Origin of the sequence: Pseudoalteromonas sp. SR45-1 (assembly GCF_014163655.1) — a bacterium.
GTDB classification, from domain to species: domain Bacteria; phylum Pseudomonadota; class Gammaproteobacteria; order Enterobacterales; family Alteromonadaceae; genus Pseudoalteromonas; species Pseudoalteromonas distincta.
Map to the genome: position 1 here is coordinate 36,752 of NZ_JACJDR010000004.1, position 14,976 is coordinate 51,727.

Sequence of the window (14,976 nt, forward strand, 5' to 3'; positions counted from 1 at the left end):
AAACACAAAATCATTTGGGTTTTGACTGTTTTTTGTTATGGTTTAATCACTTACAAAAAGAAGCACATACTATGCTCAAACATCCATTTTATAAATACAGCTTTTTTACTCTACTTATTGTAGATATTGCTTATGCCCTTGGGCTAATAATCGCGAACTCCGCCCCCTTTACTACTGGTAGTGCACTCGCTGCATCTGTGTGGTTCGTAACTTTTTACTGGGTTCCTGTTTGGAGTGCGGCAGCAGTTATTTTTTACCTTCGCAATAAACACATTAACAAAATAGCATTTGAATGGTTAATTGCAGTTGTATTTATGGCACTTGGTAATGTGCTTACCGATATATTACTCACACAGCTTTTTGATGGGCATAAATCGATGGGAGTATTTGTTGTATTTAACGGCTTACTTTGGGGATCGTGTATTTACTTTACCAGTATTTTTATTGAAAACAAAAAACGCGCAACAGCCGAAAAACACGCACTTAAACAAGCCCAACTTGCTACATTACGATATCAGCTAAATCCTCATTTTATGTTTAATAGCTTAAATACAATTTCGGCCTATATTCATACAAACCCTGATTTAGCCGATGAAGTACTGCATGAACTTGCTGATATTTTAAGGTACTCCCTTGATACCGCCGAGCAACAGCAAATACCTTTACAGCAAGAGCTTACAATAATAGAAAAATACTTAAATATTGAAAAAGCACGCTTTGGCGATAAACTTCAGGTTAATTACCATATTCCCAATAGGCTTAAAGACATATCGCTACCACCGCTACTTATTCAGCCAATTATTGAAAACGCCATTAAACACAACGCCAACCAAACTTCTCTAATACTTAATATAACCCTGAGTGAGCTTCCAAACGGCGTTAAAATACAAATTAGCGATAATGGTAAGGGTTTTTCGAGCGATGTAATAAAGCACGGGCATGGCAATGGTGTAGGGATGAAAAACATACTCAAGCGCGTCAAACAACTTGGTAAAAGTAAGGTACTACTGAGCAATAATAATGGTGCAGTGGTTACGTTGGAGCTAGCACTATGAACAGCAAAAACCAGCAACATACTATTACTAAAATGCGCGTATTATTTGCCGATGACGAGCTTCCCGCTCGCGAAAAATTAAGCCATCAATTAAGTTTAATGGAGCATGTTGAATTGGTGGCTATGGCTACAAATGGCAAAGAGGCTATTACATTAATCAATGAGCTGACCCCTGATGTGGTATTACTTGATATTCAAATGCCTGAAATTAACGGCCTTGAGCTTATTGATTTACTTAACTACCAGCCCATTATTATTTACACAACCGCGTACGATCAATTTGCTATTGAAGCATTCGAGCACGCCTCAACTGACTACTTACTCAAACCTTTTCCTATTGCTAGGCTAAAAAAAGCTCTCGCCAAAGCGCAGCAGCAACTAGAGCAACAACGTGCACATACCCTAGTCAATCACGAACCCAACGAGCAAACGTTTACATTAACCAAAAACACTATAAATAAGCTCATTAGTAAAAGTGGTGAGCGCATATTTTTACTCTCCCCTAGTAATATTAAATTTATTAAATCGGAGCAGGGCAATAGTTTGGCGTGGAATGGCGATACATTTCATCATTTAAGCGATACACTTGATCAGCTTGAGCATGCTTTAGCAGCACATAACTTTGTACGAATCCACCGCAGTTATTTGGTTAATATTGACCACATTAAAGAAATACAGCGCTGGTTTAATGGCAAACTTATGGTGATTGTAAATGACGATATTAAATCTGAACTAAGCACCAGCAGAGCCGGCGCAGATAAGTTAAAGCAATTGCTGCATATTTAACTTATCCAATATGCTACTGGTCGTTACTCGAATACACACTTAAAATAGGGAATTTATAATCGGCAAACGATACAGTTACCGATTGTGTTTCGTTGCCTTTAAAACCGAGTTTAAATTCCATTGGCATAAATCGGCTGCCGTCAGCAAAAAGTGCAAGTAAGTGCTCCTCGCCTAATTCTCGATTGCCTGACGATAAGTTAGTAAGTGTTATAACAGCCCAGCGTTCGCCCTCTTCATTGCTCATTAATACATAATTAACGATTTTAAAATCCCCTTTTTTAGGGGTTATGTTGCTATCGTTTGCAAACGATAAGTGCATGCTATTTGGTACTGCACGGTCAACATTTAGCGCGTTGATCGAGTCGGCTTGGGTTGCCCACGAAAGCACCAATAAAATGATGACTAAGGCTTTATTCACTGTGAGTTCCTTTTTATTACCTAGTAAAATACCTAGTAAATTACCTAATAAATTACATAACAATAACTGTTTAAATTATATTCGCATTCCATACCTATTATGTAAACAAACAATCATCGTAATTTTATCCAGCGCTTTGGCTGCGCCACTACAGACTAAGCGCTCATTCAGTGTGCTTGCGCTACTTTAAGGTAATAACGAGTGATAAGAGTAAATAATTCAAAGCTAACTTAAAGTAAAAAGCGCGATTAAACAGGAGTATAAACGTATGGCAAGCACACATAAAAACTCAACAACGGATTTATCTGATCCCAGTAATAGCATTCAAGTAAGAGGGGCACGCGTTCACAACTTGAAAAATGTAGACGTTGATTTACCTCGTAACGCATTGGTTGTTTTTACAGGAATATCGGGCTCTGGAAAATCGTCGCTTGCGTTTGGAACGCTGTTTGCTGAGTCGCAGCACCGTTATCTTGATTCAGTATCGCCGTACGCCCGAAGGTTGATAGATCAAGTTGATGAGCCCGATGTTGATTCTATTGAAGGGCTACCGCCTGCCGTTGCTTTGCAGCAGCAACGCGGCGCACCGTCAGTTCGCTCATCAGTTGGCAGCATAACAACTATTTCTAACGCGCTACGCATGCTTTACTCTCGTGCTGGCGAATACCCCAAAGGGCAAGGCATACTTTACGCCGATGCGTTTTCGCCGAATACGCCACAAGGTGCGTGCCCAGAATGCTCAGGAATAGGCCGAGTGTTTGAAGTAACCGAAAAGCTACTTGTGCCAGATGATACAAAAACTATTCGCCAGCGCGCCATTGAAGCGTGGCCACCAGCATGGCAAGGTAAAAACCTAAGCCGTATACTTACCTCGCTTGGTTATGACATAGACACACCTTGGAACAAACTTTCTAAAAAAGCACGGGATTGGATTTTATTTACCGACGAAACACCTAGTGTGCCGGTATACCCAGATTACACCTATGAGCAAACACAAAATGCGATAAAAAATAACGAAGATCCAAGCTACATGGGAACTTTTTCAAGCGCTAAACGCTTTGTTTTACAGTCTTTTGCTACTACCCAAAGCCCGCGTACTAAAAAGCGCGTATCACAGTTTATGCAAATATCGCAGTGCCCTACTTGCCAAGGTAAAAAATTAAAACAAGCATCGTTAAGTGTTAAATTTGCAGGGCTTGATATTGGCGAGCTATCTCAACTTACATTAAACGAGCTTGCTAAAAAACTAAGTAACGCCGCCAATACCAAAGTAAATAAAAATACAAAAAATCCAGAGCAAGCCATTGTTACGCAGCGCATTGCCAGCGATATACTCACCCGTATTGAAGCACTAACCATGCTTGGTTTAGGATACTTGTCGCTTGAGCGTACAACGCCAACGCTCTCACCCGGAGAGCTACAACGGTTGCGACTTGCCACACAAATTCGCTCTAAATTATTTGGGGTAGTTTACGTGTTAGATGAACCTTCAGCGGGTTTACACCCTGCAGACACTCAAGCACTTTTAAAAGCGCTTGATGAGCTAATAGCGGCTGGCAATTCTGTATTTGTTGTTGAACACGATGTTAGCGTTGTTAAACATGCCGATTGGATTGTTGATGTAGGCCCTGATGCAGGTGTCCATGGTGGCAACATTATTTACAGCGGCCCTGTTGAAGGGTTAAGAAAAATAAAAAATTCGCACACCGGTCGCCACCTTTTTGCTAAAGACGCCAGTCAAAAATCTACTCAAAATAGCGCGCAAAAAAAGGAGCAAAGGCAGCCAAAAGCGTGGTTAAAATTGGCAGATATTGAGCGTAACAATCTTAAAAAACTCAATGCAGAATTTCCACTAGGTGTTATGACAACCGTTACTGGTGTTTCGGGCTCTGGTAAATCAAGTTTAGTAAGCCAAGCGTTAGTAGAACTTGTTTACGAAGCACTTGGGCAAAAAATAATAACGGAAGCGCCAACCGACGAAGCCGACTTACTCGAACAAGAGCTGCAAACACACACCAGCGGAAAAATCATTGAAGGTATAAATAATATAAGCCGCCTGATTACCGTAAATCAAAAAGCGATTGGCCGTACCCCTCGTTCAAACTTAGCTACCTATACGGGTTTATTTGATCATGTGCGTAAACTATTTGCTTCTACCCAAAAAGCGAAAGAGCGCCGTTACGATGCCGGTCGCTTTTCGTTTAATGTTGCTAAAGGTCGCTGTAAAAACTGTGAGGGCGTTGGCTTTGTGAGTATAGAGCTACTGTTTTTACCTAGTGTTTATTCACCTTGCCAAGTGTGTCATGGCAAACGTTATAACGAGCAAACACTTGAGGTTACATATCGTGATAAAAACATCAGCGATATCCTCAATTTAACGGTTGAATCGGCGCATACCTTTTTTGAAAATGAACCTGCAATACTAAGAGCACTCGATGCACTTATGCAAGTAGGTCTTGGGTATTTGCGTTTAGGACAACCTGCAACTGAGCTTTCGGGCGGTGAAGCCCAGCGTATTAAATTAGCAACCGAGCTGCAACGTGCACAGCGCGGCAACACTCTTTATATTCTTGATGAGCCAACTACAGGCCTGCATCCATCGGATGTATCAATGTTAATGTCGCAGTTAAATAAATTAGTAGATGCTGGCAATACCGTCATTATGGTTGAACACGATATGCAAGTAGCCCGTAATAGTGACTGGGTAATTGATGTAGGACCCGGTGCTGGCGAAGAAGGCGGCTTAATTGTAGCGCAAGGGAAACCTACAGAGGTAGCCCAATCTAAAATAAGCCGAACAGCACCTTTTTTGAATCGTGCAATTTAAAGAGCAGGTAAACACTAAATAACAAAAAAGAGCCAATGGCTCTTTTTTGTTATTAGCTTTTTAAAAAGCGTTCTATTTTAGGTTTTACCGTAACCGACATTATCAGCATTATAGTTAAACCTATTGGTAATGCGGCTAATAACCCTTCAGCCCATCCAGTTACAAATACACGCATATCTGCATAGCCAATATTATTAGTAGCGGTAACAAACGCCATAACCGACTCCATGATCAGCGCCATAAAAACACTAATCACTAAATTACGTTTTAGCTCGCTACTACTAGGCAATAACTTATTAACTAGCTTATGCATTAAGGTCATCATTACAAAACCAACAGGCGCCATAACCAATACTGCACTTATAAATGAGGTAAACCAATCTGCATAAAAATGCTCTGTAACACCCACATTCACATAAGTCATAATGCCAGTTAGAGTACCGCCAATTAAGGTAATAATACTTACCATAACCAGTATTTTATAAATTACAGGTGTTTTTTTAGGCTCAACCATTACTGGGTTTGCTGATACGGGTGTACTCATTTTTGGGCATGCCTTAAGCGTTAAATAGATGACAAAATCAACTATAACAAATTAATTGACAATATCAACCACTTTTTGAGCTAACCAAAAATAAGCCAAATTCCAACTAACCCCATTAAGCTACCAGCAATACGGTTCATCCATTTAATATTATCACCACGGCTTAAAAATAAACGTAAGCTTTTACCGCCTGTTGCGTAAGCTAACATACTTAAAAACTCGGTGGTCATTATAACACCAAGCAATACTAAAAGCTGAGGGGCTACAGCATGCTCAACACTTATAAAGGGTGGCAGTAGTGAAATCATAAACGCCCACCCTTTAGGGTTAGCAATTGCGGTTACAAAACCTTGCGTAAATAACGACTTCCTACTTACGTCACTTGGTTTTGAGGTATCGACCGACATTTTTCCTTTGGCTCGCCACATGTTAACGCCAATATAAATTAAGTACGCACCGCCTACCCACTTTAAAATAGCGAACGCATCTGGGTAATTTAGCATTACGCTTGCAACGCCTAATACCGCAGCTATAGCAACACTTGCTACACCTAACAGCTCACCTATCATCATCCATAATGTGCGGCGCACGCCAATGCTCATACCGAGTGTCATGGCAAGGGTCATACACATACCTGGCGTTATCGACACAAAAAAGAAGGTAGGAATAAAAACCGCAAGTGCTGCTACATCAATCATTAATTTACTCTCATATTAAAAGCAAAAACGCGGCTATAAGTAGCCGCGCTGTTGCTTACTCATTTTTATTACTATTGCCCAGCACTTACCACGGGGTCAGTAATAACCTCTACTGGCTCTGCTGTATCATTTAACAAATACTTATCTAACCACTGTTCTTGTTCCCACAACACATGTAATAAGCTTTTACGCGCACGGTAACCATGTGCTTCATAAGGGAGCATTACTAAGCGAGCGTCTTTACCTAAGCCTTTAAGCGCTGCGTACATGCGCTCACTTTGCATAGGGAAAGTGCCCGAATTAGGATCTTCTTGGCCGTGGATCATTAGCATTGGCTCGTTAATTTTTTCAGCATGGAAAAACGGCGACATATTAGCGTACACACTTTGTGCTTGCCAAAAATCACGCTCTTCTCCTTGAAAACCAAACGGCGTTAATGTGCGGTTATACGCACCACTGCGGGCAATACCTGTTTTAAATAAATCACTATGAGCCAATAAGTTAGCAACCATAAATGCACCGTATGAGTGCCCTGCTATGGCAATTTTGTTTTTATCGGCAATGCCTTTTTTAACTAATACATCAACAGCTGCTTGCGCACTTGATACTAACTGCTTTCTAAAGTTATCGTTTGGCTCGCTGCCATCAATACCCACTATTGGCATTTTAGGGTCGTCAAACACGGCAATCCCTTTAGCAAGGTAAGGCATTGGGCCCCAATAACCAATGTAGGTAAACGCATAAGGCGATTCGCGAACTTGCGATGCTACGGCTTTATCTTTGTATTCAAGTGGGTAAGCCCACATAAGTACAGGTAACGGGCCTTGTGTTTTATCGTACCCTGGTGGTAAATAAAGCGTACCCGAAAGCTCAACACCGTCGTCGCGTTTATAACGTAATTGCTCTTTAGTTACCCCTTTAAATGCAGGATACGGATGCTCAAATGTCGTTAATTGCGTTAGCGTGTCGTTATCTAAATCACGTATAAAAAAGTTAGGTTGCTCAGTTTTAGATTCGCGAATAGTAATAAAGCGCTCACCTTCGTCATCAAGTAGTGAACGAACACGCTCATAGTATGGCGCTTGTGATTGCCATAAACGCTTGCTGCTATTTGTTTTAACATCGTACCTATCTAAAAACGGCACATTACCTTGCTCTGAAGCACCATTACCGCGCAGGTAAATATAACGCCCGCCTACAATTTTAATTACGTTTGCGCCTAAATCATTGCGCTCGTAAATTGCATTACCTGGGTCTTTGTACGCATCGTTGTAACTACGCTCTGAAAATAGCACGCGGTTTCTGTCGGCATTTCGTGGTTGCACTATGTAAGTACGTACTTGGCGATCGCTAAAGCGCCAGTCTGTCAGCATTGCTACGTTTTCGTTGCCCCACTCCATTCCCGCATAACGGCGCTCTACTTTGGCAAATAATTTGGGCTCGCGTTTAAATGGTGCACGTAAGCTGTAAACATAATCATGATGCTCAACGTCGGTTTTCATGTCGCCGCCATCTTGCGCCTCGGCCCAAATAACTTCAGCGCCTTGATCGGCTCGCCATTCAAAATCACGGCGGCCAGTGCGTACACTGTCGTAACCTTGTGGAATATTATCGGCAAGTGGCTGTTTTGCCAGCTCTGCTAATGCATAGCCGCGCATGCCCCATATTTGCCACGTGCTTGCAAAGCGGCTGTAAGGCACTTGATACGAAAACGGCTCATTAATACCGGCAACTAAAATATTGGTAGAATCAGGTGATACCGAAAACGATTTAAATAAAGAAGGGCTACCTATTGCTTGAGTATTGCCATCAAGCGTTATGTAAGCCAATTGCCCTTGGCCGTAAAACTTAAACTGTGATTCATCAAACGGGCTGGTTAATAAATTTTGGTAAGTACGTGCTGGCGCTTTTTCGCCAGTACTTTGTTGAATAACAGGCACTACATTTTGGCTGTTATTTTCAAGCCTTGGTTTACCAAAATTAACAGCAAGATTTGCAACAATGGCGCTGCTATCTGGCAGCCATTTATATGGCGATGCAGTTAGTACCGAATTTAACGCAGCACTAGTTAACTCTTTTGCTTGTTTGGTTTCAACGCTGTAAAGCCATAAGTTGGCTTGGGTTGGTTGCTCAACAACAAAGGCTAAATATTTACTATTAGATGACCATTTAGGTGAGCGGATAATGCCATTAGGTAAGTTATTAATACTAATAACCGACCCGCTTTGAACATGCTTTAGCTCCACAGCACTAAATTTGGCACTCACACGAGAGCGCGAAAAATTAGCGGGGTTTAGCTTAATACCAGCAAGCTTAAGCTCTTCTTTTGCAAGTTCATCAAGGGTTACTACACGTTTGCGCTCAAAAAGCGCTAGCCACTGGCCATCGCTCGATAAGTAACTAGTGGGTGCTAACTTAGCGTCAACCAATGCTGCAAGTTCGGGTGATGGGGTTTGATAGCCCTGCTCGGCGTAACTTGTTGGCACCAATGCCGCACAACAAATAAAGGCAACTAACAGCCTAAAAGCGCTCATGTTTTTATCCTTTTGTTATTTTTTACTCTTATAGGCGTATATAAACACGTTTTGCTTTGTTCATAAAGTATTAAGGTAAGTTAAACACCTCTAAAAGATGACTTAATAGTGCTGATTAAGCTAAACTACAGCGCTATTTATTCACCACTGCGGTACTTAAAATACAATGCATAACAAAGCCAAATCAGTCACCATTTTTGATGTTGCAGAGCGTGCTGGTGTATCAAAATCAACCGTATCGTTGGTGCTTACCCAAAGCGATAAAGTGGGCAATAAAAGTAAACAAAAAATACTCAAAGCGATAGATGAGCTAGGGTACGTTTATAATCGTGATGCCGCTGCTATGCGCTCAAAACGATCTAACTTAGTGGCCATAGTAATAAATGATTTAACTAACCCAGCTATGGCACACCTTGCTACCAGCTTAGAACTTTTGTTAAACGACAATGGCTTACAAGCCATGATTGTAAGCAGTAATAATAGCCTTGAGCTACAAGCAAACGCAGTTAAAAACTTAAAAGAATACAACGCGGCTGCATTTATTATTTGCCCCGTTGCTAATACTTGCCCCAAATGGCTTGATGCGCTCAGCGCGCAACACAAAGTAATTACCTTAATGAGTGAAGTGCTCTTTAGCGCAGCTCCGTGTGTATTACCCGACTATAAAAAAGCCAGCCACGTAGCCAGTATGCATATACTCGCACAAGGCGTGACAAACATAGCATTTATAGGCAGTGAACTTACTTTAAGTGATTCACAAGCACTGCAAAGTGGCTTTAATACCGCATGCGCGCAGCACAGCATTACACCATTAGCACCCATTGACTGCGCAGTAAACACAGCCTTTAGCGCTAAAAATGCATTTATGGAAGCACATAAACACAAACCCACATTAAACGCAGTGGTGTGTGCAAACGATATTATTGCTCAAGGTGTTATTGCCGCTATTAACTCATTAACTCATCACTCTATTAAAGTAGTGAGTTGCCACCACATTCCCAATAGCGCGGTTATAAATAATCACTTAACCACCGTGGCTATTAGTACAACTGATATAGCTAAGCGGTGCCTTTTAATACTCCAAGAGCTACTACAAAATACAGTCCCGCCAGTAAAAACACTGGTAAATGTAAACTTACAAATTAGAGATTCTAGCCAATGAAAAAAGTGCTGGTAATTGGCTACGTATGGCCAGAGCCAAATTCGTCTGCTGCGGGAACGCACATGATGTCGTTATTAAATGCATTTAGAGCGCAAAACTGGGACGTTGAATTTGCAACGCCCGCGCAGCGCACCGACCACATGGTAAACCTTGACGACTTTGGTATAACCAGCCAAAGCATTGCACTAAACTGCGATAGCTTTGACGAATACGTTAAAGCCTATAACCCAGATATAGTCATGTTTGACCGTTTTATGATGGAAGAACAATTTGGCTGGCGCGTCGATAAACATTGCCCAAATGCCATTAAAATATTAGATACCGAAGATTTACAATGTTTGCGTAACGCTCGTCACGAAGCGTTTAAAGGTGAGCGCGAGTTTACAACCAGCGATTTACACTCAGACATAGCAAAACGAGAAATTGCCGCTATTTTACGCTGCGACCTAAGCTTAATTATTTCAAGTTATGAAATGAGCCTGCTAAACAGCGTATTTAAAATAGAGCCAAGCTTATTACACCATTTACCATTTATGGTCGATTTAAGCTCACTGCCTACAAGTACAAAAACGTTTGAGCAGCGCCAGCACTTTATGACCATAGGTAACTTTAGACACGCACCAAACTGGGATGCTGTACTTTATTTGCAAAAAATATGGCCACTTATTCGCAAGCAACTCCCAAAAGCAGAACTACATATTTATGGCTCCTACCCACCACCAAAAGCCACGGCACTAAATAACCCTAAAACAGGGTTTTTAATAAAAGGCTGGGCCGATAATGCGTTTGATGTAATGCAAAGCGCACGCGTATGTTTAGCACCACTTCGTTTTGGTGCAGGCATTAAAGGTAAATTACTTGAAGCCATGATTATGCAAACACCCAGCGTTACCACCTATATTGGTGCAGAGGGCATGCATAACGATTTACCATGGCCTGGTAAAATAGCCAACACCGCCGACGATTTTGCCAATGCTGCTGTTGAAATGTTCACCAATCAAAGTGACTTTGAACAAGCACAGCAAGATGGCAACACGCTCCTTAATACGCTTTACGATAAAGCACAATTGAGTACGGTGTTAATTAAAAAAATCGATTCAATAAGTAGCGATTTAGAGGCTCATCGCGAAAAAAACTTTACAGGCCAAATGCTCAAACATCATACAATGCGCAGCACTCAATACATGTCGCAATGGATAGCTGAAAAAAATAAAAAATTAGATTAAAAATGACTAGACACACACCAATTAGTGTTTAAAATCGCGCCCATCAAACGTGGGCAGTTTTAGCTGTATTGTCTATATTTTTAGCTTAGTTATCGCAATATTTGGTCCAAAAAGATTTGAAAACTGCAACCTTTACAGAAAAACGCAAATTTATCGTTAAATTGGGTAAAATGCTTCACAAGTATGGTACGCCTGCTTACCGCCTAGAAGCCCACCTAATGGAAGTGGCTACATATTTAGGACTTAAATCGTCGTTTGTTATGTCGCCAACTTCGGTAACGTTTGTTATTTGGACTGATGGCCACGAAGACGAGTACACCCATGTTGCGCGTGTAGACCCTGGCGATCACGATTTAGGCTCACTTGCCGACACCGACGACCTTGTAAACCAAATGCTTGACGACAAGCTAACTTTACAAGAAGTTGACGCCCAGCTAGATGCTATCTACGACATGCCAAACCCATACAATAAACTTGTTACGGGCGTTGCGTTTGCAACTTCTGGTGGTGCGTTTGCAATGTTAATGGGTACTAGCTGGACTGATGTTATTTGGTCATCGCTTCTTACTTTAGTTGTTTATTTGTTTGTGCTTTGGTCGGGACGCTCAAAACGCGTAGCCCATATGCTTGAGCCATTGGTAGCCATAATATCGGCAATACTTGCCTGTGCAGTAAGCGTGTATATAACACCTGAAATAAACATACGCTTGGTGGTACTTTCGGCCATTATTGTATTTATACCAGGTTTAGCACTTGCGCTTGGCTTAGCAGAGCTTGCAGCGCGGCATTTAGTGTCGGGTACAGCAAGAGTCATGGACTCGTTTATGCTGTTATTTAAACTCTATTTTGGCGGTTTTATTGGCATAGGCATTGGCTTTGCACTCTTTGGGCAAGCTGACTTTGTACAACCTGAACCATTACCAAAGTGGACCGCATGGCTGGCTATATTTTTACTTTGTAGCAGCTTAATCGTTATTTTTAGAACCAAACTTAAGCACGCTGTTTGGTCTATTGCATCAGGCTTTATAGCGTATGGCACCAGTATTGGCTCGGCTATGTACCTTGATTACACGTTAGGTACGTTTGTGGGTGCTTTATCGGTAGGTATATTTAGTAACTTGTTTAACCGTGTTGCTAATGCGCCGGCTTCTATTGTGGCCATGCAAGGCTTAATTGTATTAGTACCAGGTAGCAAAACCTATATTGGCTTAAACTCACTCATTGAAGGCCAAGACTTTATATACGCAGAGCATATAGGCCAGCAAACGTTTTTAATATTTATGTCGCTTGTTGCAGGGCTAATATTTGCAAACGTAGCCCTACCGCCTAAAAAGAGTTTGTAACTGATACTGAGCACTCGCTTTACTTTAATTGAGTAAAGCGAGTAAAACATTAAACTAAAAACAACTACCAAGTAGCAATTGAGGCCAATGCTAAATGTTTTAGCTCATTACATTGCACTTGAGTCAAACTCAAAAACCCCATAGTGATTCCAACGTAAAAACAGTTCAGCGCTTTCTAAATAACCTAAACTCTGGATAATAAATCTATCTCAAGCAGCTATTTTCAGCGCTAACTGCGTTGAATTTACTTGCAATAGGCTAGATATTTGCGTATTCACTGGTGCGTAAACTGCTTTGCTGAGCTTGAATAAGCCATAAAACAGCCAGCGACAGTAAAACCGATTTCCATTTCATTATTGCTCCGTTCCCTCTATGAGTAGAGGTATTTTATGCGTGTTTTTATTAATTTAATGATAAACCATATATTATTTTCTATTTCGGTTCAATCACTTACAAACAGCAGCCTTAGCTTATTAATAATAAAAGATGATAGTGAGGATTATTACTTGGCACTTCCCTATTGAGCAAAAGTACTCAATAGGGAAGTAACTCACTTAGCGTGACCAGTTAGTTTTGGCAAGCTCTACAATCTCGTTTCCTTTGCCGTTTATCAGCGCTTTCATCATGTAAACACTAAAGCCTTTTGCTTGCTCTAATTTAATTTGCGGCGGCATTGAAAGCTCTTGTTTTGCGGTATCGACTTCTAAAACAACAGGTCCTGAGTGGTTCATCATCTCATTCATTGCCGATGGTAATTTTTCAGGGTCGTCCACATGAATCCCTTTTAAGCCACAGGCCTCTGCAATTTTAGCAAAACTTGGGTTTTCTAAATCGGTATCGCTTGATAAAAACCCACTGGCTTTCATTTCCATAGCCACAAAACTAAGTGAGTGATTATTATAAACAACAATCTTTATTGGTAAATTAAGCTGCTTAAGTGAGATTAAATCGCCCATTAACATCGAAAAGCCACCATCACCACACATTGCAATGACTTGGCGGTCTCTATCTACAGATTGAACCCCCATTGCCTGCGACATGGCATTTGCCATAGAGCCATGATTAAACGATCCAATTAAGCGGCGCTTTCCATTCATTGACAAATAACGCGCAGCCCACACTGTTGGCGTACCTACATCACAAGTAAAAACAGCATCGTCAGCCGCTTGCTCGTTGAGTAAACGCGTTAGGTATTGCGGGTGAATTAAATTTTGCGAGGTTTTGCCACTGGCTAGTTCATCGAGATCTTGTCGAGACTCTTTGTAGTGTTCAACACTCTTTTCTAAGTGCGAACTGCTCCGTTCACCTTTAATATAATCAAGCAGAGTGGTCACTGAATTTTTTGTATCCCCTAACACGCCAGAGTCAATTTGTACGTGTCGCCCGAGTGACGCGGCCTGATTATCGATTTGCAATATGGTGGTATTTTCGGGATAAAATGCACGATAAGGAAAACTAGTACCAATCATAAGTAACGTATCGGCTTCTTGCATTGCATGATACCCCGACGCAAAACCAATAAATCCGGTCATGCCAACATCGTAAGGGTTATCGTACTCAATAAATTCTTTACCACGCATAGCATGCACTATCGGTGCTTGTAATTTTTCGGCTAGCGCAACAATTTCGTCGTGGGCATCCTTACAACCAGCGCCGCATAACAAGGTTACTTTTTTACTTTTATTAAGATGAGTCGCCATTGCTTCAATATCAGATAAAGCGGGGGTATAAGTTGCTGGTTTTGGCACGTTCCATTTTGGCTTAATAGCTTTAGGCATATCTTTTAATGCAATGTCGCCAGGTAGCACAAGTACACTAACGCCTTTGTTTAATATTGCTTGTCGCATTGCGGTTTCTAGCAGGTACGGCATTTGCTCAGGGCTCGACACCATTTCACAATACACACTGCATTCTTTAAATAATTCTTGCGGATGGGTTTCTTGAAAATAACTACTACCAATTTCAGATGAAGGAATATGTGCGGCAATTGCTAATACTGGTACATTATTTCGCTGACAATCAAATAAGCCATTAATTAAATGAAGATTACCTGGCCCGCAAGAACCCGCACATACCGCAAGCTCGCCTGATAAATGCGCTTCGCCACCGGCTGCAAATGCGGCAACTTCTTCATGTCGCGTTCCTAGCCATTCAATTGTTCCCATTTTTCGCAGACTTTCACTAATGCCGTTAAGTGAATCGCCAGTTACTCCCCAAATACGTTTTACGCCCGCTTGTTCGAGGGTTTTAGTGATAAAACTTGCGATATTTTGACTCATAATATAGAACTCCTAAATATTCAGTTATTCTGTAAATTGATTTCTCGTCTCTGATCTATCAGGTAAGTCATCGTTTCGAAATGCGCTCAATTATTGAGAATCGAT

The 14,976-nt window shown here is 41.3% G+C and carries 11 protein-coding genes; 6 read left to right on the plus strand and 5 right to left on the minus strand.

What is annotated here, in order from left to right; genetic code table 11:
* The first annotated feature begins 14 nt into the window (after positions 1–14).
* Together H5089_RS05655 and H5089_RS05660 are read left to right on the plus strand one after the other, a co-directional pair.
* The gene (locus H5089_RS05655) at positions 15–1,055 is read left to right on the plus strand and encodes a sensor histidine kinase (protein ID WP_182711699.1); all 1,041 of its coding nucleotides are present in this window, start codon (positions 15–17) and stop codon (positions 1,053–1,055) included.
* Positions 1,052–1,840 (plus strand): LytTR family DNA-binding domain-containing protein, encoded by a 789-nt coding sequence (locus H5089_RS05660; RefSeq protein ID WP_182711700.1) that lies wholly within the window; start codon positions 1,052–1,054, stop codon positions 1,838–1,840. Before H5089_RS05655 ends, H5089_RS05660 begins: the two co-directional genes overlap by 4 nt.
* A 13-nt stretch (positions 1,841–1,853) precedes the next feature.
* Here the strand turns inward: H5089_RS05660 and H5089_RS05665 are convergent, their stop codons facing one another.
* Entirely contained in the window at positions 1,854–2,258 is a 405-nt protein-coding gene (locus H5089_RS05665; protein WP_182681542.1) for a hypothetical protein, read from the minus strand.
* 268 nt (positions 2,259–2,526) lie between these two features.
* On the opposite strand from H5089_RS05665, the gene uvrA reads away from it, so the two are divergent.
* Entirely contained in the window at positions 2,527–5,085 is a 2,559-nt protein-coding gene (gene uvrA / locus H5089_RS05670; RefSeq protein ID WP_182711701.1) for an excinuclease ABC subunit UvrA, read from the plus strand.
* A 52-nt stretch (positions 5,086–5,137) separates the two neighbouring features.
* Here the strand turns inward: uvrA and H5089_RS05675 are convergent, their stop codons facing one another.
* From H5089_RS05675 to H5089_RS05685, 3 genes are all read right to left on the minus strand, one after another.
* Positions 5,138–5,629, minus strand: a complete 492-nt coding sequence (locus H5089_RS05675; protein WP_182692473.1) for a DUF2798 domain-containing protein — start codon at positions 5,627–5,629, stop codon at positions 5,138–5,140.
* Positions 5,630–5,709: 80 nt separating this feature from the next.
* Entirely contained in the window at positions 5,710–6,327 is a 618-nt protein-coding gene (locus H5089_RS05680; RefSeq protein WP_024595057.1) for a LysE family translocator, read from the minus strand.
* 71 nt (positions 6,328–6,398) lie between these two features.
* The gene (locus H5089_RS05685) at positions 6,399–8,861 is read right to left on the minus strand and encodes a prolyl oligopeptidase family serine peptidase (protein WP_182711702.1); all 2,463 of its coding nucleotides are present in this window, start codon (positions 8,859–8,861) and stop codon (positions 6,399–6,401) included.
* A 166-nt stretch (positions 8,862–9,027) separates the two neighbouring features.
* Here H5089_RS05685 and H5089_RS05690 point away from each other — a divergent pair, with 166 nt between their 5' ends.
* The 3 genes from H5089_RS05690 (at position 9,028) to H5089_RS05700 (ending at position 12,592) form a co-directional block, all read left to right on the plus strand.
* Positions 9,028–10,023, plus strand: coding sequence for a LacI family DNA-binding transcriptional regulator (locus tag H5089_RS05690; protein WP_182711703.1), 996 nt, complete (start codon positions 9,028–9,030; stop codon positions 10,021–10,023).
* Complete coding sequence (locus tag H5089_RS05695; RefSeq protein WP_182711704.1) at positions 10,020–11,249, plus strand: glycosyltransferase; 1,230 nt, start codon at positions 10,020–10,022, stop codon at positions 11,247–11,249. The genes H5089_RS05690 and H5089_RS05695 overlap by 4 nt, the downstream gene beginning before the upstream one ends.
* A 116-nt stretch (positions 11,250–11,365) precedes the next feature.
* The gene (locus H5089_RS05700) at positions 11,366–12,592 is read left to right on the plus strand and encodes a threonine/serine exporter ThrE family protein (RefSeq protein WP_002960134.1); all 1,227 of its coding nucleotides are present in this window, start codon (positions 11,366–11,368) and stop codon (positions 12,590–12,592) included.
* A gap of 554 nt (positions 12,593–13,146) precedes the next feature.
* Here the strand turns inward: H5089_RS05700 and poxB are convergent.
* The gene (gene poxB / locus H5089_RS05705; RefSeq protein WP_182711705.1) at positions 13,147–14,871 is read right to left on the minus strand and encodes a ubiquinone-dependent pyruvate dehydrogenase; all 1,725 of its coding nucleotides are present in this window, start codon (positions 14,869–14,871) and stop codon (positions 13,147–13,149) included.
* Between the last annotated feature and the right edge of the window lie 105 nt (positions 14,872–14,976).

Coding starts and splice junctions, on each gene's coding strand:
- uvrA (WP_182711701.1), top strand. CDS start 2,527: ATGGCAAGCACACATAAAAACTCAACAACGGATTTATCTGATCCCAGT.
- H5089_RS05675 (WP_182692473.1), bottom strand. CDS start 5,629: ATGAGTACACCCGTATCAGCAAACCCAGTAATGGTTGAGCCTAAAAAA.
- H5089_RS05660 (WP_182711700.1), top strand. CDS start 1,052: ATGAACAGCAAAAACCAGCAACATACTATTACTAAAATGCGCGTATTA.
- H5089_RS05680 (WP_024595057.1), bottom strand. CDS start 6,327: ATGATTGATGTAGCAGCACTTGCGGTTTTTATTCCTACCTTCTTTTTT.
- H5089_RS05695 (WP_182711704.1), top strand. CDS start 10,020: ATGAAAAAAGTGCTGGTAATTGGCTACGTATGGCCAGAGCCAAATTCG.
- H5089_RS05690 (WP_182711703.1), top strand. CDS start 9,028: ATGCATAACAAAGCCAAATCAGTCACCATTTTTGATGTTGCAGAGCGT.
- poxB (WP_182711705.1), bottom strand. CDS start 14,871: ATGAGTCAAAATATCGCAAGTTTTATCACTAAAACCCTCGAACAAGCG.
- H5089_RS05685 (WP_182711702.1), bottom strand. CDS start 8,861: ATGAGCGCTTTTAGGCTGTTAGTTGCCTTTATTTGTTGTGCGGCATTG.